Raw genomic sequence first — 24272 nt, forward strand, 5'->3', positions numbered from 1 at the left:
CAAAAAGGGTGAATCACTCCACCCGGCCCACCGCATAGGTCAGATAGGCGAACTGCCCACGCTGCTCGACACCGGTGAGCGTCAGCCGCGCCGCCTCGAGGCGCCGGGGGAGCAGCGGCGCCCCGCCACCCAGGGTCACCGGCGCCACCCCGAGGATCAGCTCGTCGAGCAGCCCGGCATCGGCGAACGCCCCGGCGAGCTCACCCCCGCCGACCAGCCAGATGTTCTTGCCGGCGGCCCGCTCGGTCATGGCGGCGTGGACCTCTCGGACGTCGCCCTGGACGAAGGTGAGATCGGCGCCCGGCACTCGCGGCAGGTCGCGGTGGGTGAAGACCCAGGCCGGGACGTCGCCGTAGTAGTCGGCCCACTTCACCGGCTCCTTGTCGAGCTGGTCGTGCTCCAGCACCCACTCGTAGGTGGTCGCTCCCATGGCGAACGCCCCCACCTCGGCGAAGAACGCGGTGAACGGGTTGCTGCCCGGATCGCTGTCGGCCTTGAACAGCCAGTCGAGCGAGTTGTCCTCGTCGGCGATGAATCCGTCAATGCTGGTCGCTGTGTAGAACTGCGTCTTCGGCACGACCCACACCTTGCCAAAGGGGTACGACAGAACGGTAGATCGCCAGCTGATCGGCGGCGACGGTGTCCCAGTCGAGGTGCCGGACGGACGGCGGGCCGGCGGCGCCCAGACGACGGCAGCGTGCCGGGTCGTTCGCCAGCGAGATGAGCGCCTCGGTCAGAGCCCCGACGTCACCGGCCGGAACGGGAACCCCCACTTCGGCCTGCACCAGCGCACGCAGGCACGGGATGTCGAACGCGACGACCGGCGTACCGACGGCGAGCGCCTCGGCCGCCACCATCCCGAACGTCTCGTAGCGGCTCGGCATGCAGACCAGCCGGGCCCGGGCGAGCAGATCGAACCGGGCGGCGCCGCTGACCCGGCCGAGCCACCGCACCCGGTCCTCGATCCCCAGGCGGCGGGCGCGTTCCCGCAGGACCGCCTCGTCCGGCCCGTCCCCCGCCAGGTGGAGGTCGGAGCTCAGATAGGGCGCTGCTGCGGCGTACGCGTCCAGGAGCAGGTCCATGCCCTTCTGGGCAATCTCGAGCCGCCCCAGGAAGAGGATGTGGTCGCCACGCCCGAAGGCGGCTGTGCCCTGCCAGGCGGCTGGTTCGAGCCCGTTGGGCAGCGCGTGGACCTCCGCGGCCGGGTTGCGGGTGCGCAGTTCCTGGGCGAGGTCCTCGCTGACGGCGATCAGCTTGTCGTGCGCTTTCACGCCCAGGGCTTCGACGAGGTGGAACGGCAGGTGGTACTGCGCTGTCTTGTCGGCGGCGAACAGCCACTGCACGACTCCGACCACCGGCGTACGCGTCAGATAGGGAACCGCGATGCTGGAGAAAGGCGCGGCGAAGTCCTCGACGATCACGTCGGGACGGAAGCGTCTCTCCATTTGCCACAATCCCGTGAGGACGGCGGCGAAATAGGAGAGCAGTGACGGGAAATGTCCACCGGGAACGGGGATTCCGCAGGGCACATAGCGGACGCCGTCCTGTTCCCTTTCTGCAAATCCCGGATAACGGCTGCACATCACGACCACTTCGGCGCCGCTGTCGACGATGCGGCGGTTGACTTCGTGCGTACGGACGGAACCGCCGCCCGCTCCGGGCCGGGCCGGATCCTCGAAGCCGAGATGCAGGATGCGCAGGGGGCCCTCGGGGCGAGGGCGAGGGCGGACCAGGAGGACGGCGGCACCGCCGACGACCGCGGCGCAGATCAGCCAGCTCACCAGGTGCCCGGTCAGGCTGTGGAGCACGAGCCAGGCGGCACCGCCGAGCAGCAGCGGCCCGACCGCGGTCAGCACCACGCGGGTGTCCTTGATGATCGTGAGGAGGCCGGCCGAGGCGCCCAGCATCGCGACCGCGGAGGCCCAGGCGAGCGTGGACGGATCCGGTGCTGCCAGGGGATAGCCGCACCCCGCCGCGACCAGCGCGACGGTCAGGACAGCGACGGCGGCACCCAGCCGTTCCCGGGCCTGCAGGTACGCCACCAGCAAAGTAGCCAGCGCGCCCCCGAACCCGGCCAGCGCGAGCGGTGCCAGCAGATGCAGCGATGCCACGTACTCGGTGGGTAGCACGACCTCGACCAGCGCGGCCGGGACGCTCGCCACGGCGGCGGTGATCGCCGCCCCGAGGATCAGAAACGTGCGCAACGTCGGGAGGAAGGTGCGGGTGCCGGTGGTGCTCACCAGCCGCGGGAACACCGCGGTGGCCAGCGCGGTCGCCAGGAACAGCGGCACCCGGGCGAGCACGAGCAGTGCCTGGTAGCCGGCGAGCCCGTCGCCTCCGGCCTGCACCGCCGCGCCGATGATGACGTCCAGGGACAGCAGCAGGGAGAGCGCGGCCTGACCCGCGGCCAGCGCACCGGCGTGCCGCGCCAGGGTCCACGTCTCGGAGGCGACGGTGCCGGTCGAAGGCGCCCACAGGTCCCGGCCGACGGCGAGGAGGCTCCACAGGGCAGCCGTTCCCGCACCGACGGCAAAGGCGCCGATCACGCCGGCGCTGCCCCAGCCCACGAGGGCGGCCAGCACGGCGAGGGTGATGCGGATCGCGACCTCGAGAACGCGGACGCCGGCCAGCCTGAGGAACGACTGCTCGCCCTGGAGTACGCCGACGCCGACCGCGCAGAGCAGGATGAGCACCGTCGCGGCCGCCGCACCGAGCAGCAGTCCGGTCCCGGAGTAGGACGCCGCGGCGAAGACGACCGCCGTGGCCGCCACCACGCCGAGCACCAGGCTCGCGATCAGACCGAAGCGGATCGCCTGACGCCGGCGAGGGTCACCGCGCCCGCTCAGAGCCGTTTCCCGGGCCAGCACCCACGGCACCGCGGCGCCGGCAACCGTGCCGACCGTCAGCAGCAGGGTCGAGACGGCGGCAAAACGGGAGAACTCACCGGGGGACAGCAGGTGGACCAGGATCAGCGACAACCCGTAGTTGGCCGCGCCGGTGAACGCTGTCGCGGCGAGCAGCGCGCCGGTGCCCCGCTGAGCGCTCATCGGGTGACCGCCTTGACGGCCACGGTGCGCGCGGTGGCCGTACCGACCAGTTTGCGGACGTCGTAGACCCGCAACTCACCCATCGTCCGGCCGTGTGCGGAAAAAACGACGGCTGCGCCGCGATCGAGAGCGGCGACGAAGTCCGGCCGGGCCTTGCCGTAGCCGCGCTCGGCCAGCGCGGTCGAGACGACCACATAGTCGACGTTGTTGCTGGTCAGAGCGGGCAGATCAGACCACTGACCCAGGCGTACGCCCGACAGCACGAACTGCGCGACGTCCTCGGTCGCCGCCACCGTGCTGTCCGCCGGGAACCCCCGGGGTGCCCAGGCCAGCAACTGCCGGTACGTGTCGTCCGGGGTGGTCCGGATGCCCGCCCAGATGCTGCCGTCACCGATCAGGGCCACCGCGGCGGCAGCCACGGCCACCGCACCGGTCAGCCGGCGGCGGATCGTGAAGCCGTTGCGGGCCTGCGCACGCAGTGCCATGTCGAGCCCGGCCGCGATGATCATCACGCTGGTGACCATGACCGGGTAGAACATCTGCTCCTCGAGCGTCCCGAGGGTGACCGCGTAACCGATGAAGGCGAACGCCCCCACACCCAGCGCCGTCACCACCGAGCCGCCGCCCGCGGTGAACAGGAACTGCCACGGCCGCCGGTTCCGGGCGACGACCAGCGCCGCGGTCACCATGCCACCGATGACGATCAGCCCGTACGAGGCCCCGAACGTCGACAGGTTGGCGGCGATGCGGGAGGTGAACGACTCCGCACCCGGCTGGTTGAAGCCGGTGGCCTGATGGACACCGGCGGCACGGGCCAGGCCGCCGACCTTCTCCGACCACCACTCCGGGAGCATGCCCAGTGAGGCCATCACCAGCACGTAGGAGGCGTAACCGAGCACCGTCGTCGCGAGCGCGGTCAGGCGCATCCGACGCTGCACCCGGTCGACGCTGAAGCACAGCAGGACGAGCGGGACCGCGGTGACGAAGGCGTACCACTCCTTGGTGAGGATCGCGCTCGCCAGCAGCAGTCCGCACACCACACCCCAGGCCACCGCCGTACGGTGGCCGCGCGGCCGGACCGTCAGCAGCACCAGGCCGACGACGGCAGCCGCCATGGCCGGCGCTTCCAGCATCACCCGGCTGTCGAAACGCAGCAGGAACGGGTCGACGGCGAGCAGCACACCCGCGGTGGCGGCGATCGGGAGGCGTACGACCCGGACCAGCAGCAACGTCGTACCGGCGCAGACGATGGCACCGGCGACGGCCGAGACCGGGCGCGCGTGCAGCACCAGCGAGGCGGTGTCGGCGGGCATCCCGAAGAGGTCGAAGAACCCGGCCAGCACCAGGAAGAATCCCGGCGGGTGCAGGTGGAACGGGCCGCCGTTGAGGACGAGCCCCTGGCCGGTGGCGAGGTTGCGGGCGACATCGGCGTACGAGATCTCGTCCACGAAGATGTCGTAGGCCCGGCTGATCGCGATCAGGCGCACGGTCAGGGCGAGGACGAACACGGCCGCGGGAACCATCGCCAGGCGGGCCAGCGTCTCGGCGCGTTTCCGGGGCGGCGGTACGGCGGCGAGGCCGGTCGCGCGTTCCCCGGCCGCGCCACGGGTCGGCGGGTGCGTCCGCCAGCCGAGCAGGTCACGATGCCGGGCCAGGCGTACGCGGACGCCGGGGTGAGAGGCGTCGACGCCGATCCGGGCCAGGACCCGGCGGCCGTCCTGCTCGTCAGCGCCGGTCAGCAGCAGCGCCGCCTGATCCTGGTCGATCTCCACCAGGTCGGTCACCCGCAGGGTGGTGAGATCGGCGCCGGCCAGGAGGGCCGAGGGCAGCCTGATCAGGGCCGCGTTGTCCGAGCCCGGGCGGCGTTCCACGCGGATCGTCGCCAGGCGGTTCTTCTCGGCGGTGAGGACCGCGGACAGGTGCGCGGCGGTCGCGGCCCAGGTGAAGCGACCGGCCCAGGCGACACACCGCGCGGACCACTCCTGGGAGGCACGCGCCTCGACCAGCGTGCGCAGCGCCTCGACCAGGGTGTCCGCCAGTGCCGTCGGCAGGTCGCCGGTGGGCTCGACCAGCCAGCCGGTCTCGCCGGGCCGGATGGTGTCCCGCAGCCCCGGCACGGAGAAGGCGACCGCGGGCACGCCGGCTGCTGCGGCCTCCATGATGGACAGGCCCCAGCCCTCGCCCATGGAGGCACTCGCCGTGACCCAGGCCGAGTCGACCAGGGCGTCGCGGGTGGCGTCGTCCACCCGGCCGTGGAACCGCACCCGTGCCGCCGGGCCGAGCTCGGCGGCGAGCCGTTCCAGCTCGGGCCGGGCCTCGCCGTCGCCGACCAGATGCAGCTCGACGCCGGGCAGCCGCCGGTTCAGCTCGGGCATCGCCCGGAGCAGCACGTCGAAGCGCTTCTGGGTGACCAGGCGGCCCACGCAGACGATGCGCGGCACCGGCGCCGGCCGGCGGTGACGAGGTGGCGGCATCTCCTGACCGCAGGGCGCGAGGTGCACGGGACCACGCAGCGACAGGCGCCGGCGGATCTCGGCGCGGGAGGACGGCGAGACCGCGGCCATCGCCCGTTTGCCGTAGACCCAGCTGCTGGCCTGGTTCTCCAGGAACTGCCCGACCCGGGCGGCCGGCTGGGGGAAGTGCACCAGGAACTGGTCCTGGTGCACGTGATGGATGAGCAGCGCCACGGGTGTACGGCGGCGCAGCGCCAGCGGTGTGAAGAAGGGGATGCCGTTCTGGGAGTCGATGACACCGTCGATCGTGCGCCGGTGGAGCAGCAGCCACAGCAGAACGAACAGGTAGACCGTGTATGTGCCGCCACCTCGGACGACCGTGCCGAAGGTGGTGTCCTCCCGCTTGGACTGGCCCTTGGCCCGTGCGGTCAGGTAGGTGACCCGGACACCGTCGGCGTGCAGCTCCGCGGCGACCCGTTCGCAGTAGAGCTCGGCGCCGCCGCCCATCGGATGACCACTGTCGCGCCAGTTGCAGATGACCACATGCCGGCCGCGCCAGGGATTGCTGGAATAGAGACCACTCACCGGGCGCCCGCCGCGGACCGCCGGAACCGGCCGACCGCCGGCACCTCACGGTGCAGCCGCCACAGTTCACCGGCGACCTTGCGGCCGTCCGAGACCAGCCGGAACGTCGAACCCTCCTGGTCGCGCCAGGCCACCGGGATCTCGGTCACCGCCAGACCCAGCGCGCGGGAACGGGCCACGACCTCCAGATCGAAGGCAAAACCCGAGAGCCTGACCTGGGAGAAGACGGCCCGGGCAGCCGGCGCCGCAAAAAACTTGAAGCCGCACTGGGTGTCGGCGACCGGTCCGGAATAGCGGCGGGCCAGCATCCGGAACCCCGCGCCACCCACCCGGCGGACCAGCGGCTGACGCAGTTGCAGCTCGGCACCCTCGCAGCGCCGCGAACCGATCACGACCTCCGAACCGGCCCGCAGGTGGTGCAGGGCATCGTCGATGGCCTCGGCCGGTGTGGCCAGGTCGGCGTCGCAGAAACCCACCCAGCGCGCCCGGCTGGTCAGCATTCCCCGTGCCACCGCGGCGCCCTTGCCCCGGCGGGAACACCCGGTCACCGTCACGGGGACACCGGCAGCGGCCGCGCGGTCGACACACTCGGCGGTCCGGTCGCTGCTGCCGTTGTCGATGACCCGCAGGGAGCCGTCGATACCGCGCCATCGCAGGTGCCGGGCCAACGCGAAGATCGTCTCGCTGAGCCGCCGCTCCTCGTTGTACGCCGGGATGAGGATCTCGAGCTCAGGCCCGCCCCCGCTGCCAGAAAATGCCGCCATCATCACGCAATCCGCCCCTTGGAACTCGCTGGTGGACTGGAATCGCGAGAATCCTGTCAGCGGCAATTAGGGGGGTCGCTCACCTTTTCGGGCGAGAAGAAAGACCACTTTCACCGGTCGGTCCGACCTTCAGAAACCGGTCCGTCCATTCGTGTACGCCACTACGACGACTGTCCCCGCACAAGAACCGAGAAGCGGTCTGATCTTTTCGGCATTCACCGCGAAGCGGACTATCCGCAGCGACAAAACCTCGCGCGGAACGCAAAACGGATCATGAAAAGGGCGTCTCGACAATGTTTCCGCATTGTTTTCACGGCACCCGGGGACGCCGTGTCGTCCGTCACGAATCAGAGGGCGTCGTTGCGGAGCACCAGGATCGCGATGTCGTCGCGGGGTTCCTCGACCGAGAAGTTGATGGTCGTGGACCGCAGCCGGGCCGCCATCACGTCGGCCGGGTATCCCGCCAGCGGAGTCGCCGCGTCGCGCAGACGGCCCGTGCCGAACAGTTCGCGGCCGCGGCGGCGTTCGGTCACGCCGTCCGTGTAGAAGATCAGTGAGTCGCCCGGCCCGAGGGTCACGGCGGCGTCCGGCGAGGCGATCTGTTCGAGCAGGCCGAGTGCGGTGCCGCCTTCGCCGACGAACGAGGTCTTGCCGTCCGCGCGTACGAGAACGGCCCGGTCGTGACCGGCCAGGTGGAGGCAGACCTCGAGGTCGGTGCCGGCGCGGGAGACCGACGCCATGGCCAGGGTGCAGTAGCGACCGCCGCCGCGCTGGACCAGCGTGCGGTTGACCCGGCAGAGGATCTCCGTCATCGGTTTGCCGTCGTCGACGAGGATGCGGATCACGTCGCGGACCAGGCCCGTCACGGTGGCGGCCTGGACGCCCTTGCCGGAGACGTCACCCACGACGACGACCCAGCTGTCGTCGCCGGAGCTGACGACGTCGTAGAAGTCGCCGCCGACCTCGGAGCCCGTGGGGACGTACTCGGCGGCGAAGCCGATGCCCGGGACGTGCGGCAGCGCCGGTGGCAGCAGCGACGCTTGCAGCGTGCGGGCGACCTTGCGGCGTTCGTCGTGGATCCGGGCGTTGTCGATGGCGAGCGCGGCGCGGCGGGCGACGTCCTCCAGCACGGCGACCTCGTCACCGTCGTGGCGGTGGCGCAGGTGCCGGCCGACCGCGAGGGTGCCGAGCCGCTGCCCGCGGGCGACCAGCGGGACGGCGAAGCCCTCCGGGGGCGTACCGAACATGACCTGCTGGCCCAGGCGGGACGCCTCCTCGAGGCGGGCCAGGACCGACTCGGGGCCGGCCTCGGCCAGCATGGCGTGCAGCTGCGGCACCAGGGTCTCGTCGGCGTGCGTGGCCGCGGCGAGCTGGAGGCGCCCCCAGGCGTCGGTGGTGTGCACCGCACACCACTGGCCGAGCCGGGGCACCACGAGCTGCGGGATCAGCGCCATCGTCAGGTTGACGTCGAGGGACTGTGCGAGCAGCTCGCTGGCCTCGGCGAGGAAGGTCAGCCAGGTCTGCCGGCGCAGGTCGGCGCGGCGCAGGCGGTCGTTCTCCAGGTGCAGCGAGAACCGCTCGGCGACGATGGTGGCCAGCGGCTGCGCATATCCGGCGGGTGAGGCGTCCAGCTCGAGCTCTCCGGAGTACGGCCGCTGCACCGTCAGTGGCACCCGGATGGTCTCGGCGTCGTCCCGTGGCGCCCGGCCGTGCCGTGCCAGCAGCTGACGTCCGCCGCCGTCACCGAGATCGAGCCGGACGACACCGCCGGTGGCACCGGTCAGCCGGGCCAGGCGGGAGAGCAGCTCGGTGGCGAACTCGGCGAGACCGTCGTCGGAGTTTCGTTCCGGCCCGATCTGCAGCAGTGCGGTCAGCTCACCGACCGACGGGGTGATCTCCTCGGTGGCTGCGGGCTCGGCGCCCAGCGGGCCCTTGCGCTCCAGCCGGAACCAGACGCCCTTGCCGGTGCCCTCGTGCACGGTGCCCCAGCGGCTCGCGAAGTGATCCACGAGCAGCAGCCCGCGACCACGCTCCGCTACCTCGCCGATGTCCGACTTGTCGTTGCGAGGGCCCACAGCGAGCTGTTCGACCGGTCCGGGCGCAAAGTCGGTGACGGTGACGGTGAGCCCGCCCCGGTCGGCCTCGACCTCGATGTCCAGCTCGGTGCCGGCATGCACGACGGCGTTCGTCGAGAGCTCCGTCGTCAGCAGCAGCGCCTCGTTGACCAGGGAATCCAGCCCGGTCTCCTCGAGGATCGAGCGCACGAGGGCCCGCGCGGCCGCCGGCGTACGCCGGTCGTTGGGCAGGCGTACGCGGCGCACGAGGGCGCTCGAAACATGTCCTGCCTCCACCGACACGACTGCATCCTCTCCTGCCGACCGGCGATGCACCAAGCCACACCTCGCACAGACCACCCCGGGCGAGGGATGATGGATCGCCCCCAGCCGTTGGACAGCGAGTGAGGACAGCATGACTGCGACCAAACAGGTCAATGTCGGCGTGCCCGACGAGACTGAAGTGCTCGTCGAGCTCGCGGAAGCTCTGCGCCGCGTTCGTCGTGGCGATCTGAAGGTCCGGCTGCCCCGGCGCAGTGGCGCCGCCGGTGAGGTCGCGGACGCGTTCAACGAGGTGGTGTCGTTGCAGGAGCGGCAAAACCTCGAGGTACGCCGCATCAGCCGCATCGTCGGACGGGACGGCCGCCTGACCGAGCGCCTGGACGAGGAGGGCCTCGACGGCGCCTGGGCGGACAGCGCGCGCTCGGTCAACTCGCTCATCGACGACCTCGGCCGGCCGACGACGGAGATCTCCCGGGTCATCGTCGCGGTGGCGGAGGGTGACCTGTCGCAGCACATGGCACTCGAGATGGACGGGCGACCCCTCCGGGGTGAATTCCTCCGCATCGGTCGTGTCGTGAACACGATGGTGGACCAGTTGTCCTCGTTCGCCGCCGAGGTGACCCGGGTGGCCCGCGAGGTGGGTACGCAGGGTGAGCTCGGTGGTCAGGCCGACGTCCGCGGTGTGGCCGGCACCTGGAAGGACCTCACCGACTCCGTCAACACGATGGCCTCGAACCTGACCCATCAGGTGCGCTCGATCTCCCAGGTCGCGACGGCGATGGCCCGCGGTGACCTGTCGCAGAAGATCACCGTGTCGGCCCGGGGTGAGGTGGCCGAGCTGGCCGACACCATGAACGGCGTGACCGACACGCTGCGGCTCTTCGCCGAGCAGGTCACGCGGGTGGCCCGCGAGGTCGGCACCGAGGGCAAGCTGGGCGGTCAGGCGGACGTGCCGAACGTCGCCGGCACCTGGAAGGACCTCACCGACTCGGTGAACTCGATGGCGTCCAACCTGACCAGCCAGGTCCGGAACATCGCGCAGGTCTCCACCGCGGTCGCCAAGGGTGACCTGTCGCAGAAGATCACGGTGGCCGCGCAGGGCGAGATCCTCGAGCTCAAGGACACCGTCAACACGATGGTCGACCAGCTGTCGTCGTTCGCCGACGAGGTCACGCGGGTGGCCCGCGAGGTCGGCACCGAGGGCCGGCTGGGTGGTCAGGCCCAGGTCCGCGGCGTCTCCGGCACCTGGCGTGACCTCACCGAGAACGTCAACCAGCTCGCCGCCAACCTCACCGACCAGGTCCGCAACATCTCCCAGGTCTCCACGGCCGTCGCCAAGGGTGACCTCTCGCAGAAGATCACGGTTGACGCCCGCGGCGAGATCGCCGAGCTGAAGAACACGATCAACACCATGGTCGACCAGCTGTCGTCGTTCGCCGACGAGGTCACGCGCGTGGCCCGCGAGGTCGGTTCCGAGGGCAAGCTCGGCGGTCAGGCCGAGGTCAAGGGTGTCTCCGGTACGTGGCGCGACCTGACCGACAACGTCAACTACATGGCGTCGAACCTGACCAGTCAGGTCCGCAACATCGCCTCGGTCACCACGGCCGTCTCGAAGGGTGACCTGGGCCAGAAGATCACCGTTGACGCCCGCGGCGAGATCCTGGAGCTGAAGTCGACCGTCAACACGATGGTCGACCAGCTGTCGTCGTTCGCCGACGAGGTCACGCGGGTGGCCCGTGAGGTCGGCACCGAGGGCAAGCTCGGTGGTCAGGCGCAGGTCCGCGGTGTCGCGGGCACGTGGCGCGACCTGACCGACAACGTGAACTCGATGGCCTCGAACCTCACGGCCCAGGTTCGTAACATCGCCCAGGTCTCCACCGCCGTCGCGCGCGGCGACCTGTCGCAGAAGATCACGGTCGACGCCCAGGGCGAGATCCTGGAGCTGAAGTCGACCGTCAACACGATGGTCGACCAGCTGTCGTCCTTCGCCGACGAGGTCACGCGGGTGGCCCGCGAGGTGGGCTCGGAAGGCAAGCTCGGTGGCCAGGCGCAGGTCCGCGGTGTCGCCGGCACCTGGCGCGACCTGACCGACAACGTCAACTACATGGCCTCGAACCTCACCGCCCAGGTCCGCAACATCGCGTCGGTCACCACGGCCGTCGCGAAGGGCGACATGTCGCAGAAGATCACCGTTGACGCCCGCGGCGAGATCCTCGAGCTCAAGGACACCGTCAACACGATGGTCGACCAGCTCTCGTCCTTCGCCAACGAGGTCACCCGCGTCGGCCGCGAGGTCGGCATCGAGGGCAAGCTCGGCGGTCAGGCCGAGGTCAAGGGCGTCTCCGGTACGTGGCGCGACCTCACCGACAACGTCAACCAGCTCGCCTCGACACTGACCATCCAGCTGCGGGCCATCGCGCAGGTGTCCACGTCGGTCACCCGCGGTGACCTGACCCAGAGCGTGGCCGTCGAGGCCCAGGGTGAGGTCGCGGAGCTCAAGGACAACATCAACCAGATGATCGTGACGCTGCGCGAGACGACCAAGGCGAACGCGGAACAGGGCTGGCTCGACTCCAACCTGGCCCGCATCGCCGGTCTGCTCCAGGGCCAGCGTGACCTCGGCGAGGTCTGCCGCATGATCATGACCGAGGTGACGCCGCTGGTCGACGCGCAGCTCGGGGCGTTCTTCATGGTCGACCACGAGGAAGCCGTGATGCGGCTGCGCCTCGCCGCCTCCTACGGATACGTCGCCCGCAACCAGGAGGTCACCTTCGGGCCCGGTGAGGGACTGGTCGGCCAGGCCGCCGTCTCCCGCCGGACCATCCGCGTACGCGCGACACACGACGGTGTGCTGACGATGCGCTCGGGCCTCATGTCGATGCCGCCGAGCGACCTGGTCGTCCTGCCGGTGCTCTTCGAGGGCGAGATGCTCGGCGTGATCGAGTTCGCGTCGGTCGCCGCGTTCTCCGGTCTGCACCTGACGTTCCTGGAGCGCCTGGTCGCCACCATCGGCGTCGCGCTCAACACGATCCAGGCCAACCGGCGTACGGAGGAACTGCTCTCGCAGTCGCAGCGCCTGGCCCGGGAGATGCAGGACCAGTCGGCGGAGCTCCAGCGCACCAACGCCGAACTGGAGGACAAGGCGCAGCTGCTCAGCGAGCAGAAGGCCAACATCGAGACGAAGAACCGCGAGATCGAACTGGCCCGGCTCGGCCTGGAGGAGAAGGCGCAGCAGCTGTCGCGGGCGTCGGCCTACAAGACGGAGTTCCTGGCCAACATGAGCCACGAGCTGCGGACGCCGCTGAACTCGCTGCTGCTGCTGGCCCGGCTGCTGGCCGACAACTCCGAGCACAACCTGACGGAGAAGCAGATCGAGTTCGCGCGCACGATTCACAGCGCCGGCTCCGACCTGCTGTCGCTGATCGACGACATCCTCGACCTCAGCAAGATCGAGGCCGGCCGGATGGACGTCGAGCCGGACCAGGTCGACTTCGACGGTGTCCGCAGTTACGTCGAGCAGGCCTTCACCCCGCAGGCCGAGGAGAAGAGCCTCGAGTTCCGGGTGGACGTCTCCGCCGACCTGCCCGACTCGATCGTCACGGACGCGCAGCGGCTGCAGCAGATCCTGCGCAACCTGCTCTCCAACGCGGTCAAGTTCACCGACAACGGCTCGGTGACCCTGAAGATCTACCCGGCGCCGGCCCACATCGATTTCGACATCCCCGGGCTGGCCGCGGCCAACCAGGTGGTGGCGTTCGCGGTGACCGACACCGGCATCGGCATCTCCGACGAGAAGCTCAGCCTGATCTTCGAGGCGTTCCAGCAGGCCGACGGCACGACCAGCCGCAAGTACGGCGGCACCGGCCTGGGCCTGTCGATCAGCCGCGAGTTCGCGGCGCTGCTCGGCGGCACGATCGTGGTCTCGTCGGCGCCCGGCGAAGGCTCGACGTTCACGCTCTACATGCCGGACGCCCTGGTGGCCGACGCGGTCCCGGCGCCCTCCCTGCCGCAGCTGCCGGCCGCGCCGGCGCAACCCCGCCGCGCCCAGCTGTCGTCCCTGGACCTGCCCCTGATCACCGCCCGCCCGGAGGTGGAGACCCACACGGTCAGCCCGGCCAGCCGCCAGCTCGACGGCGCGACGGTCCTGATCGTCGACGACGACGTCCGGAACGTCTTTGCCCTGACCAGCGCCCTCGAGATGCACGGCCTGAACGTCCTCTACTCCGACAACGGCGTCGACGGTGTCCGGCTGCTGGCCGAGCACCCCGAGGTCGACATCGTCCTGATGGACGCGATGATGCCCGAGCAGGACGGCTACGAGACAACCCGCGGAATTCGCCGCAATCAGCGCTTCGCGGACCTACCGGTAGTGTTCCTGACGGCGAAGGCGATGCCCGGCGACCGCGAGTCGGCGCTCGCCGCAGGTGCCAGTGACTACATCACCAAGCCCGTCGACCTGGACGAGCTGATCGAGCTGATGGCCCGATGGGTGAACGCATCCGATACCTCCGGGACGGAGAGTGAGCGTGGCTGAGCGAGCCAAGGCCCTGCTGGTCGACGACCGGCGCGACAACCTGCTGGCCCTGGAGGCGATCCTGCAGGGCCTGCCCGTGCAGGCGGTCGCGGTGGAGAGCGGCGAGGCGGCGCTGAAGCAGCTGCTGGTCGACGACTTCGCCGTGATCCTGCTCGACGCGCAGATGCCCAACATGGACGGCTTCGAGACCGCCGGCCACATCAAGCGCCGCGAACGCACCCGGCACGTCCCGATCCTGTTCCTGACGGCCGCCGACCGCGACGCCCAGCTGGCCCTCCGTGGTTACGCCGTCGGCGCGGTCGACTACCTGACCAAGCCGTTCGACCCGTGGGTGCTGCGCGCGAAGGTGTCCATCTTCGTCGAGCTCTGGACCAAGACCCAGCAGCTCAAGGCTCAGGCCGAGGCCACCCGCGAACGCGAGACGCAGTGGCAACGTCTGACCGACCTGGTCGACGAGGCCGCCCGCACCCTCCGCGCCGGCGGCGACGAAGCCGCCGCCGAGGCCCTCGACCTGCTCGAAAAGGCCCGCTGGGGCAACTAGGCCGAGCGCAGCAGCTTCAGCACGGGGGCGAACTGCTCCAGGAAGAGGCCGCTGACTCCGATGTAGGAGATGCCGAGCTCGTCGCGGCGGCGGAGCAGCTTGTCCGCGATCTGCTCGGCCGTGCCGATCAGGAAAGCGATCCCGCCGGCCGCGGCCATCTCGCGGGGATCGCCGCCGACCATGCGCGACAGCCACTCCGGGATGCCGTCGACCGACTCGGCCACTGCGGCGACGTTGACGTGCAGCTCAGCAGGGCTGTTTCCCAGCCCTGCGACCGTCGCCGCCAGCTCCTCCTCGGTTGTCTGCGGTGGGAGGCCGAGCGCGACGATGTCGGCCTGCTCGACGGCCAGGCGAAGCATGCGCGGCCCGCTCGCCGCGACCAGGACGGGTGGCGCATCGGGGTCTTCCCGCACCTGCCGGATGGTCTCCGCGACCCGCCGCAGCCGCTCGCCGGGAGAGCCGAACTCCCCGCCCAGCGCAGCGGCGTCGCGTTCGGCACCCGGCCGGCCGCCGCCGATGCCCAGCTCGAACCGGCCGCTGCTGAGCAGCTGCAGACTGCGGGTCTCCCAGGCGACGAGGCCCGGTGACCTGTTCGGTGCACTGAGCACGTAGGTGCCGAGCCGCAGCGTGGTCGTCGCGGTGGCGGCCGCGGCGAGCGCGGCGAACGGTGACAGCGTGTGCAGGGTGTCGGGCACGAGCAGGCTGTCGTAGCCAAGCTCCTCGGCCCGCTGTGCTGTGGTGATCCACTCCGCACCGGTCCGCGCCCGGCCGGCAACAACGCCGAATCGAAAACTCATGGCTCCACCCTGGTGCCGCCCGTGGGCCGGGACGTCCTCCCACGGGCGGCCTCCGGACTACGCCGGGTGGCGTAGACCCGTCACAGGTACGGGCGGGTGATCAGCTCGACGAAGTGACCGGCGGGGTCCCGGAAGTAGACGCCGCGACCACCGTGCTCGGTGTTCGTCTCGCCGGCCCGCTTCATCTGCGGGTCGGCCCAGTGCTCGATCCCGCGCTCGCGGACCTTGGCGTACGCACGGTCGAAGAGCTCGTCGTCGAGCAGGAACGCGTAGTGCTGCGGCTGGATGTCGACGGGCGGCTCCGCGAACTGCAGGAGCACCCCGCCGTCCAGCTTCAGGTTGGCGAAAAAGCCCCAGGCCGGGGCCTCTTCGGCTTCGAGGAGGTCGTGGAAGAACGCCGCCGATTCGTGGCGGTTCTTCGACGCGATGATGGTGTGGTTGAACGTTGCGCTCAAGGCTTTCCTCGCTGCTCGATCCGAGAACTCGGAGAGCAGCCATGCACGACGGATGAACCCACGGAACGCCTTCCCTCCGAGTCGGCCCATCCGGGGCTCAGGAGGAATTTATCAGGTGCTGGAGGAAATCATCAGGGCGCTGCGCAGGCCCGTGATGTCCAGGACGCGCAACAGGAAGTCGCCGACGTTGGCGAGAGCCAGCACCGTGCGGGCATGCTGGGCCTTACGGCTGAGCACGACCAGCGTGCCCAGGCCCTGTGAGTCGCAGAAGGTCACACCGGCCATGTCCAGGACGATCCGGGCGGGCGGTTCGAGGAGGGTTTCGTTGACCATGGCCGTCAATTTGGTCACCGTGAGCACGTCGATCTCCCCGGCGAGGTGGAAGACAACCTCGTCGGGGGCTCGCTGAACCGCGATGGACAGCTCCGGTCGCTCCACCGGATCAGCCTATCGCGGGCTGGTGCATCCAGCCTGCCGGGCACGGTTCGGTGCGTCCCGGCCGCTCGTCCGATGGTGACCTGTACAACCCGGCCCCGGGGCTGCTAAGGCGGCCGCCGGAGGGCGCTGACAGAATAGGATCCACCGTGACCACCTCATACCCAGCCGCGGGCAGTCCGTACCCGGACGAGGCCCCGGTCTCCCAGGCCCTGTTTGACCGCGCCAAGGACATCGTTCCCGGCGGGGTCAATTCACCCGTGCGAGCGTTCAAGTCCGTGGGCGGGACGCCCCGGTTCATGGTCCGCGGCGAGGGCCCGTGGATGGTCGACGCCGACGGCCGTCGTTACGTGGACCTGGTCTGCTCGTGGGGCCCGCTGATCCACGGGCACGCGCACCCGGCGATCGTCGCCGCGGTCCAGCGCGCGGCCGCTCTGGGGACCAGCTTCGGTACGCCCACCGAGGGTGAGGTCGAGCTGGCCGAGGAGATCGTCCGGCGTACGCCGGTGGAGCAGGTGCGCCTGGTCAGCTCGGGCACCGAGGCCACGATGACCGCGATCCGGCTGGCCCGCGGGTTCACCGGCCGCAGCAAGATCGTGAAGTTCGCCGGCTGCTATCACGGGCACGTCGACGCGCTGCTGGCTGCGGCCGGCTCCGGCGTCGCGACGCTGGGCCTGCCCGACTCGCCCGGGGTGACCGGTGCGGCGGCCAGCGAGACGATCGTGCTGCCCTACAACGACATCTCCGCGGTCGAGGCTGTCTTCCGCGAGAACGACGACATCGCCGCGGTCATCACCGAGGCCGCAGCCGGGAACATGGGCGTGATCGCGCCGCGTGAGGGCTTCAACCAGCGGCTGGCCGAGATCACCCGGGCGAACGGCGCCCTGCTCGTGGTCGACGAGGTGATGACCGGTTTCCGGGTGTCGCCGGGCGGCTGGGCGGGTCTCGAGCCCGTCGACGCGGACCTTTTCACGTACGGGAAGGTCATGGGTGGGGGTCTGCCCGCCGCGGCCTTCGGGGGCCGCACCGAGATCATGTCCCGCCTGGCGCCGGCCGGTCCGGTCTATCAGGCCGGCACGCTGTCGGGAAACCCGCTGGCCTGCGCGGCCGGGCTGACCAGCCTGCGACTGGCCGACGACAGCGTTTACAAGCGCCTCGACGAGCTGTCCGCGACCGTCGGCGCGCTGACCTCGGACGCGCTGAACACCGCTGGCGTGCCGCACCGGCTGTCCTACGCCGGCAACATGTTCTCGATCTTCTTCACGGACGTCGACGTCGTGGACTACGACTCGGCGAAGACCCAGAACGCGGGGGCGTTCAAGGCGTTCTTCCACGCGATGCTGTCGCGCGGCGTCTACCTGCCGCCGAGCGCGTTCGAGTCGTGGTTCGTTTCGGCGGCGCTGGACGACGCCGCGTTGGAGCAGATCGGCGCGGCGCTGCCCGCAGCAGCGCGCGCGGCCGCAGCAGCGGGGGGAGCCTCATCTTGAGCGAGCCGACCAGGACCACGGTGCACGTGCTGAGGCACGGCGAGGTCCACAACCCGGGCAAGATCCTGTACGGCCGCCTGCCCGATTTCCACCTCTCGGAGCTGGGCCGCCAGATGGCCAAGGCCGCCACCGAGGCACTCACGGACCGTGACATCACGCACGTGGTGGCGAGCCCGCTCGAGCGTGCGCAGGAGACGGCCGAGCCGTTCGCGGCCCAGTTCAAGCTGGAGACGGCCACCGACACCCGGCTGATCGAGAGCGCGAACTTCTTCGAGGGCAAGAAGGTGTCCGTCGGCGACGGCGCGTTCACCAACCCGCGGAACTGGTGGGTGCTGCGCGATCCGATCACGCCGTCCTGGGGTGAGGCCTACCTGGTCATCGCCCAGCGGATGTTCGCCGCGATCCAGGCCGCGCGGGTTGCCGCCGAGGGGCACGAGGCCGTCTGCGTCTCGCACCAGTTGCCGATCTGGACGCTGCGCCGCTATGTCGAGAAGAAGCGTCTCTGGCACGACCCGCGCAAACGTCAGTGCGGCCTGGCCAGCCTGACGTCCTTCGTCTTCGAGGACGCCAAGATCGTCGGGGTCGAGTACGCCGAGCCGGCCGCCGCGCTCGTGGCGATGTCTCCCAGCGCCCGGACGGCCAAGGGGGCATGACCGTGCGCCGGTTCTCCGCAGTCGTGCTCGCCGCCACGGTCGCAGCCGGTCTGCTGGCCGGTTGCGGCAGTGAGAGCTGGGAGAAGAAGTGCACGACCAACCCCGAGGGTGTCATCGAGTGCACGCCTGACCAGCGCCCGGAGGCCCGCGCGGTCACCGGTGAGCTGCTCGACGGCAACAAGTACGACGTCTCGCAGGACCGCGGCAAGGTTGTCGTCGTCAACTTCTGGGGTTCGTGGTGCAACCCGTGCCGGGCGGAGGCCGACGACCTGGAGCAGACGTTCCAGGCGACCAAGGCGAAGAACGTCACCTTTGTCGGGGTCAACTCGCGCGACGACCGGGACGCCGCGAAGGCGTTCGACCGGGGCCGGGTCACCTATCAGAGCATCTTCGACCAGGACGGCAGTGTCGCCCTGAAGTTCGACGTCACCCAGGTCAGCACCCCCGCGACACTGATCCTGGACCGTCAGGGCCGGATCGCCGTGGGCCTGCGCCGCGCCACCACGGTCGGTGAGCTACAACCGTTGGTGGAACGTATCGCGGCCGAGGAGACCGGCTGATGGGTGAGACCTTCGCCGACGTCGCGAGCAACGGCCCGCTGCTGCTCGCCATCGGTGCTGCCGCGATCGCCGGGCTGGTCAGCTTCCTGTCGCCGTGTGTGCTGCCGCTGATGCCGGGCTACCTGTCGTACGTGACCGGGCTCGCCGGTGCGGATCTCGACTCCGCCCTCGGCGTTGCACCAAAAGAAGAGGTTGCTGCCGCCGGATCCGTGGCGGTGAAGACCAAACCGCCGGAGACGCAGACTGCCGGCCGCGGGCGTGTGCTCGCCGGCACCGTCCTCTTTGTGGTCGGCTTCGCGGTGGTCTTCATGCTGCTCGCCACCCTGGTCGCCAACATCGGCCTGGCGCTCAAGACCCACGAACGCACCCTGAACATCGTCCTCGGCAGCCTGATCATCGTCCTCGGCCTGGTCTTCCTCGGCGTCGTTCCCGGCCTGCAGGGTCAGGCCCGGGTCAAATGGATCCCGAACGCCGGACTGGCCGGCGCACCCGTCTTCGGTGCGCTCTTCGGCCTCTCCTGGCTGCCCTGCACCGGACCCACCCTCGGGGCGGTCCTCGGCCTGGCCACCACCAGCGGGCAGACCGACCGCGCGGTGGTGCTCGCCCTGGCGTACAGCTTGGGCCTGGGCATTCCGTTCGTGCTCTTCGGCCTCTTCTTCCGGCGGCTGCTCGGCGTCTTCAAGGCCGTACGCCGCAACAGCCGCTGGGTGACCCGCGTCGGCGGTGTGCTGCTGATCGCGGTCGGCATCGCCCTGGTCACCGGCGGCTGGAACAACTTCCTCATCTGGCTCGTGACCACGTTCAACTTCGACGCCGGGACGCTGCTGTGACCGTCGTCGAGGAGCGCCCGGCGCCCGCGGACGCCCCGCCGCCGCGCCGGCCCAACCGCGCGTGGGCTCTGCTGCGCAACTCGTGGCGGCAGCTCACCAGCATGCGTACGGCCCTGGTCCTGCTTTTCCTGCTGGCTGTCGCGGCTATCCCGGGCTCGGTGCTGCCGCAGCGTTCGGTCAACGCGGAGAACGTCGCCGGCTACTTCCGTGAGCACCCCGAGCTGGCGCCGTTCCTGGACCGTCTCGGTGGCTTCGACGTCTACGCGTCACCCTGGTTCGCGGCGATCTACCTGCTGCTCTTCACGTCGCTGATCGGCTGTGTGGTGCCGCGCCTGGCTGACCACTTCCGCGCGCTCCGCACCGTACCCCCGGAAGCTCCTCGCAGGCTGGAGCGGCTGCCGCAGCATGCGGCGGCAGAAGCGCGACCCGACGACCCGGCCGCCGCCGCCGCGACCATCGCGGCGACCCTGCGCCGCCGCCGCTTCCGGACCGTGGTGCGTGAGCGTTCCGACGGCACCTGGACGGTCTCCGCCGAAAAGGGCTACCTCAAAGAGACCGGCAACCTCTTCTTCCACTTCGCGCTGCTCGCGGTCCTGGTCGGTGTCGGTTTCGGCCACTGGTACGGCTGGCACGGCAACCGCCTCCTCGTCCAGGGCAACGACCGCGGCTTCTGCAACTCGGTGACGCAGTACGACGAGTCGTCCCTCGGCCCGCGCATCGACGCGTCGAACCTGCCCTTCTTCTGCCTGCGGCTGACCGACTTCTCCGCGACGTTCCAGGACACCGGCCAGCCGAAGTCGTTCGGTGCCAAGGTCGACGTGCAGGACAAGCAGGACGGTCCGTGGCGGGCCGAGGAGTTCACGGTCAACCACCCGCTGCGCCTGCCGCAGGCCAGCGTCCACCTGCTCGGGCACGGGTACGCCCCGATCCTGCGCTACACGGACCGCTTCGGCGAGCAGCAGACCAGGATCGTGCCGTTCCTCCCGCGCGACGCGATGCAGACCAGCGAGGGCGTCGTGCAGTTCCCCGACGTCAACATCGACCCCAAGACGAACAAGCGCGACGAGGACCTCCAGGTCGCCTTCGAGGGCGTCTACCTGCCCACGGTCGACCCGAAGGGCACCCCGAACTCGGTGTTCCCCGCCGAACGCGACCCGGCGCTGTACCTGTCCGCGTACCGGGGAAATCTGGGTGTCGACGCGGGCCTGCCCGGCTCGGTCTACGCGCTCGACCGCTCGCAGCTCGCCAACGGCCAGCTCAAGCAGGTCAGCGGCGTACGCCCGCAGCGTCTCGCGGTCGGCCAGACGTGGACGCTCGACGACGGCACCAAGCTCGAGTTCCTCGGCACCCGCCAGTTCGCCACCCTGTCGGTCCGTTACGACCCCACCCAGCCCCTGGTGCTCGGTGGTGCGGTCGTCGGCCTGCTGGGGCTGATGCTGTCGCTCGGCGGACGCCGTCGCCGGGTGTGGTTCCGTGTTTCGCCCCCTGAGACGTCCGGGGCCGGCGACGGCGGTAGTTTGATGGAGGCCGGTGGCCTGCCGCGCACCGACTATCCGGGCTTCGAAGAGGAGTTCGCGCAGGTCGTGGCCGCGGTGCGGGATGAGAGGACGCCGTGATGGCGGATTGGTCCAACCAGTTGATGGCCCTGACCGTGCTGGCCTACCTGGCCGCAATGGTCTGTTACGCCGCCGAGTACGCGTTCGGCAACCGCAGCCACATCGGCCGCGCCGCCACCCGCCCGGCCCAGCAACTCGTCGGCGCCGGCGCCCCGGTCTCACCACCGCCCGATGATCTTGTTGTCGAGGAGCCGCCGAAACGCGACCGCGGCGCCCTCCTCGGCCTGATCGGCGTCGGCCTCAACTGGCTCGCCTTCGCCCTGCACTTCGCCACAGTGGTCACCCGCGGCCTCGCCGCCGACCGCATGCCCTGGGGCAACATGTACGAGTTCATCCTCGTCGTGACCCTGGTCGCCTCCGCAGTCTGGCTGGGCGTCCTCACCCGCAAACCCACGGTCCGCCACCTCGGCCTCTTCGCCGCGCTGGCCCTGGTGGTGCTCCTGGGCGCGGCCGGCCTGATCGCGTACACCCCGGTCGGCCCGCTGGTCCCGGCACTGAACTCGTACTGGTACATCATCCACGTCTCGACGATCATCCTGGCGTCCGGCATCCTGCTCATCGGCGCCGTCCCAGCCGCGATGTTCCTGGTCAAAACCGGCTACGACCAGGGCAAGCGCCGCTTCCCGTACACCCTGGGCGCGAAGGTCCCGCCCGCCGCCACCCTCGAACGCCTGACATTCCGCCTGCACGCGTTCGCCTTCCCCCTCTTCACCTTCGGCGCCCTGATCGCCGGCCCGCTCTGGGCCGAAGCCTCCTGGGGCCGCTACTGGGGCTGGGACCCCAAAGAGGTCTGGGCCTTCATCTCCTGGGTCGTCTACGCCGCGTACCTCCACGCCCGAGCCACCCCGAGCGTGAAGCGCACCACGGCAACGTGGATCGCCCTGGTCGGCTTCGCCACCATGCTGATGAACCTCTTCGGCGTCAACCTCTTCTTCGAAGGCCTCCACAGCTACGCCAACGCCGGCGGCATGTAGGCGAGAGTCGTAGCTCGCGGTTACGAGAACCCGCTTACAGGTCAAGGTCTTTCTGTCGTAGCCGGGTGGGCGGTGCTGACCGTCGCTCCCGCCGATTGCCGGCTGCGTGCGTACTCACCCTCGTCCCCGCTCCGCGCGGACAAAGTCAAACCCGCGTCGTCGGCTTGTGGTGGCCTCAGACAGGCCGCAGCGGACGTTCTGGCCGCATGGTCGGCGCAGGTGACGGCTGGCTAGGGCCGCCGGCGAGTTTCGATCTGCGGCGCCTTCGCTTTCGATTTGCGGCGACTGTCGTGTTCGATCTGCGGGAGGCGCTGGGGAGCGCTAAAGCGATTGTGTTCGTGCCGCCGGGTGGGCGAGGATCGATGGCGGCCGATCGCGGGGGTGTGGCTTGCTGGGCACGATCAAAGCGCGCGTCCGGCTTTTGCGGTTGCTGCCGCGGGCAGGTGGCGGCCTAGCCGGGGTCCTCGTGCTGCTCCAACTCGCCCGGGCGGCCATTCCGACCTTGCGGGCCCTGTCGGTCGGCTGGCTGGTTGCCTCACTGGGCAGCGCCGGTCTTGATCAGCGGGCGCTGGTGGCTGCGGGCTTGGTGGCCGGGGTTTTTCTTTTCGATCAGTTGATCTGGCTCGTGTTGACGCCGGTGACGGTGCTGGCCGGGAAGCGGATCGACGGCGGCCAGCGGGCCCGGCTGCGGGCGCTCGCGATCCGGTTGCCGGGGCTCGACCGGCTCGAGAGTCAAACCTTTCAAGACAGGGCCTCGCGGGCTGTCGACAGTGGCATGGGCATTGCGCGGGAGCGGTCGGCCGGGACCGCGGTCACCGGGCAGGCCGAGTTGATTTTCCGGATGGTGAGTGCGTTTGCCGCGGCCGGGCTTTTGGCGGTGTTCGAGCCGGCGCTGGCCGTCGGGCTGCTCGTGGTGTCGCTGGTGATTCGTGCGATTCTCCGGCGGCAGTGGTTGCGGATCATCGACCGGCTGGACGCGGACACCGCCGGGCAGCGTATGGAGTTCTACGTTGCCGAGCTGGCCGTGATCGGCGCCGCGAAGGATGTGCGGTTGTTCGGGTTGAGCGACTGGTTCGGTGGGCGGTTCCGGGCGGCTGCTGCGCGTACCTATGCGCCGGTTTTCCGGGAGCTGCTGGGTGTGCTGCGCCGGCAGTGGTGGACGGCCGGGTTGCTGGTCGGTGCGGCCACGGCAGCGCTGGCCTTTCCCGCCGCCGCCGTGCTCGACGGCGGGCTTGATCCTGCGCAGCTCATCACGTTTGTCCTCGCGGCGTTCGGCGTGATGGCGATCAGCAACATGGGCATGGAGGCCTACGACATCGAGTACGGTCTCCGCGGCATCGAGGCCGCCGACGAGCTGAACGCGGAGCACGGAGAGGCAGTGCCGGTCGCGGGGCGGGAAGTGCCGGGCACCCCGACGATCCGCTTCGAGAACGTGGTTTTCAGCTATCCGGGGGCGACCCGGCCGGTGCTCGACGGCCTGTCGGTGACGCTGCGCCCGGGGGAGACCGTGGCGGTCGTCGGTGAGAACGGCGCCGGCAAGACCACCTTCGTCAAGTTGCTGGGTGGGCTCTACCGGCCCGACAGCGGGCGCATCACCGTCGACGGCATCGACCTCGCCGACCTGGATCTTCTCGCCTGGCGCCGGCGGCTGGCCGTGCTGTTCCAGGACTTCGTGCGCTATCCCGCCAGCCTGCGCGACAACGTCACCTTCGCGGCACCCGAGCAGAGCAACGACGATGCCGTGCTGGACGCCCTCGACCGCGCCGGCAGCAGCGATCTGCCCGCCGGGCTGGACACCTCGCTCTGGCGGGAAGGCGCCGACGGCACCGACCTGTCCGGCGGTCAGTGGCAGCGGGTGGCTCTCGCCCGGGTGCTTTTTGCCGTCGCGGCGGGCCGGCGGGTGCTGGTGCTCGACGAACCCACCGCGCATCTCGACATCCGGGCCGAGGCCGAGTTTCACGAGCGGGTCGTCAGCCGGGTGCACGGCACGACGACGGTGCTCATCTCGCACCGGCTCTCCACCGTGCGGCCCGCCGACCGGATCATCCTGTTGCGCGGCGGGCGGGTCGCCGAGGACGGCACGCACGAGGAGCTGCTCGCCCTGGGCGGCGATTATGCGCGCTTCTTCACCGTGCAGGCCGAGACCTTCCAGGCGGACAGACCATGACCCGGTGGTTGCGCCTTCTGCGCCACGTCACCTCCTTG

Annotated in this window: 17 protein-coding genes; 9 read left to right on the forward strand and 8 right to left on the reverse strand. The window is 70.2% G+C overall.

The window, feature by feature from the left end; genetic code table 11:
* Nucleotides 1-13: 13 nt before the first annotated feature.
* From AFR_RS01320 to AFR_RS01340, 5 genes are all read right to left on the reverse strand, one after another.
* Nucleotides 14-577: a dihydrofolate reductase family protein gene (locus AFR_RS01320; RefSeq protein ID WP_023357486.1), complete on the reverse strand. Its 564-nt coding sequence runs from the start codon at nt 575-577 to the stop codon at nt 14-16.
* Nucleotides 540-3047, reverse strand: a complete 2508-nt coding sequence (locus AFR_RS43255) for a glycosyltransferase (protein WP_023357487.1) — start codon at nt 3045-3047, stop codon at nt 540-542. The genes AFR_RS01320 and AFR_RS43255 overlap by 38 nt, the downstream gene beginning before the upstream one ends.
* Entirely contained in the window at nt 3044-6085 is a 3042-nt protein-coding gene (locus AFR_RS43260) for a glycosyltransferase (protein WP_148307840.1), read from the reverse strand. Before AFR_RS43260 ends, AFR_RS43255 begins: the two co-directional genes overlap by 4 nt.
* Complete coding sequence (locus tag AFR_RS01335; RefSeq protein ID WP_084298314.1) at nt 6082-6849, reverse strand: glycosyltransferase; 768 nt, start codon at nt 6847-6849, stop codon at nt 6082-6084. Before AFR_RS01335 ends, AFR_RS43260 begins: the two co-directional genes overlap by 4 nt.
* Before the next feature lie 347 nt (nt 6850-7196).
* Complete coding sequence (locus AFR_RS01340; protein WP_052359286.1) at nt 7197-9206, reverse strand: SpoIIE family protein phosphatase; 2010 nt, start codon at nt 9204-9206, stop codon at nt 7197-7199.
* Between the two features lie 112 nt (nt 9207-9318).
* Between AFR_RS01340 and AFR_RS01345 the strand changes: the two genes are divergently transcribed.
* Complete coding sequence (locus tag AFR_RS01345; RefSeq protein WP_023357491.1) at nt 9319-13719, forward strand: HAMP domain-containing hybrid sensor histidine kinase/response regulator; 4401 nt, start codon at nt 9319-9321, stop codon at nt 13717-13719.
* The gene (locus tag AFR_RS01350; protein WP_023357492.1) at nt 13712-14260 is read left to right on the forward strand and encodes a response regulator; all 549 of its coding nucleotides are present in this window, start codon (nt 13712-13714) and stop codon (nt 14258-14260) included. The genes AFR_RS01345 and AFR_RS01350 overlap by 8 nt, the downstream gene beginning before the upstream one ends.
* On the opposite strand, the gene AFR_RS01355 is transcribed toward AFR_RS01350, so the two are convergent.
* From AFR_RS01355 to AFR_RS01365, 3 genes are all read right to left on the reverse strand, one after another.
* Nucleotides 14257-15057, reverse strand: a complete 801-nt coding sequence (locus AFR_RS01355; protein WP_023357493.1) for an LLM class flavin-dependent oxidoreductase — start codon at nt 15055-15057, stop codon at nt 14257-14259. The genes AFR_RS01350 and AFR_RS01355 overlap by 4 nt on opposite strands.
* 80 nt (nt 15058-15137) lie before the next feature.
* Nucleotides 15138-15512, reverse strand: a complete 375-nt coding sequence (locus AFR_RS01360) for a VOC family protein (RefSeq protein ID WP_023357494.1) — start codon at nt 15510-15512, stop codon at nt 15138-15140.
* 111 nt (nt 15513-15623) lie between these two features.
* On the reverse strand, nt 15624-15950 hold the full coding sequence (locus tag AFR_RS01365) for an STAS domain-containing protein (protein ID WP_023357495.1): 327 nt from the start codon (nt 15948-15950) through the stop codon (nt 15624-15626).
* Nucleotides 15951-16096: 146 nt separating this feature from the next.
* On the opposite strand from AFR_RS01365, the gene hemL reads away from it, so the two are divergent.
* The 7 genes from hemL to AFR_RS01400 all read left to right on the forward strand — a co-directional run bounded on the left by hemL (nt 16097) and on the right by AFR_RS01400 (nt 24234).
* Nucleotides 16097-17434: a glutamate-1-semialdehyde 2,1-aminomutase gene (gene hemL, locus AFR_RS01370; protein ID WP_023357496.1), complete on the forward strand. Its 1338-nt coding sequence runs from the start codon at nt 16097-16099 to the stop codon at nt 17432-17434.
* Nucleotides 17431-18087 (forward strand): histidine phosphatase family protein, encoded by a 657-nt coding sequence (locus tag AFR_RS01375; RefSeq protein ID WP_023357497.1) that lies wholly within the window; start codon nt 17431-17433, stop codon nt 18085-18087. The genes hemL and AFR_RS01375 overlap by 4 nt, the downstream gene beginning before the upstream one ends.
* Nucleotides 18084-18647 carry a TlpA family protein disulfide reductase gene (locus AFR_RS01380; RefSeq protein ID WP_023357498.1) on the forward strand — a complete coding sequence of 188 codons (564 nt, stop codon included), beginning with the start codon at nt 18084-18086 and terminating at the stop codon, nt 18645-18647. The genes AFR_RS01375 and AFR_RS01380 overlap by 4 nt, the downstream gene beginning before the upstream one ends.
* A complete protein-coding gene (locus AFR_RS01385) occupies nt 18647-19477 on the forward strand; it encodes a cytochrome c biogenesis CcdA family protein (protein WP_023357499.1) in 831 nt (276 codons plus the stop codon). Before AFR_RS01380 ends, AFR_RS01385 begins: the two co-directional genes overlap by 1 nt.
* Entirely contained in the window at nt 19474-21093 is a 1620-nt protein-coding gene (gene resB, locus AFR_RS01390; protein ID WP_023357500.1) for a cytochrome c biogenesis protein ResB, read from the forward strand. The genes AFR_RS01385 and resB overlap by 4 nt, the downstream gene beginning before the upstream one ends.
* Nucleotides 21093-22067, forward strand: coding sequence for a c-type cytochrome biogenesis protein CcsB (ccsB, locus tag AFR_RS01395; RefSeq protein WP_023357501.1), 975 nt, complete (start codon nt 21093-21095; stop codon nt 22065-22067). Before resB ends, ccsB begins: the two co-directional genes overlap by 1 nt.
* 466 nt (nt 22068-22533) lie before the next feature.
* On the forward strand, nt 22534-24234 hold the full coding sequence (locus AFR_RS01400; protein ID WP_023357502.1) for an ABC transporter ATP-binding protein: 1701 nt from the start codon (nt 22534-22536) through the stop codon (nt 24232-24234).
* Nucleotides 24235-24272 lie beyond the last annotated feature (38 nt).

Origin of the sequence: Amorphoplanes friuliensis DSM 7358 (assembly GCF_000494755.1) — a bacterium.
Taxonomy (GTDB): Bacteria; Actinomycetota; Actinomycetes; order Mycobacteriales; family Micromonosporaceae; genus Actinoplanes; species Actinoplanes friuliensis.

Excerpts from the sequence above, each read along its gene's own strand:
- AFR_RS01335 (WP_084298314.1), bottom strand. The coding sequence starts at position 6,849 with ATGGCGGCATTTTCTGGCAGCGGGGGCGGGCCTGAGCTCGAGATCCTC.
- AFR_RS01355 (WP_023357493.1), bottom strand. The coding sequence starts at position 15,057 with ATGAGTTTTCGATTCGGCGTTGTTGCCGGCCGGGCGCGGACCGGTGCG.
- AFR_RS43255 (WP_023357487.1), bottom strand. The coding sequence starts at position 3,047 with ATGAGCGCTCAGCGGGGCACCGGCGCGCTGCTCGCCGCGACAGCGTTC.
- AFR_RS01385 (WP_023357499.1), top strand. The coding sequence starts at position 18,647 with ATGGGTGAGACCTTCGCCGACGTCGCGAGCAACGGCCCGCTGCTGCTC.
- AFR_RS01345 (WP_023357491.1), top strand. The coding sequence starts at position 9,319 with ATGACTGCGACCAAACAGGTCAATGTCGGCGTGCCCGACGAGACTGAA.
- ccsB (WP_023357501.1), top strand. The coding sequence starts at position 21,093 with ATGGCGGATTGGTCCAACCAGTTGATGGCCCTGACCGTGCTGGCCTAC.
- AFR_RS01380 (WP_023357498.1), top strand. The coding sequence starts at position 18,084 with ATGACCGTGCGCCGGTTCTCCGCAGTCGTGCTCGCCGCCACGGTCGCA.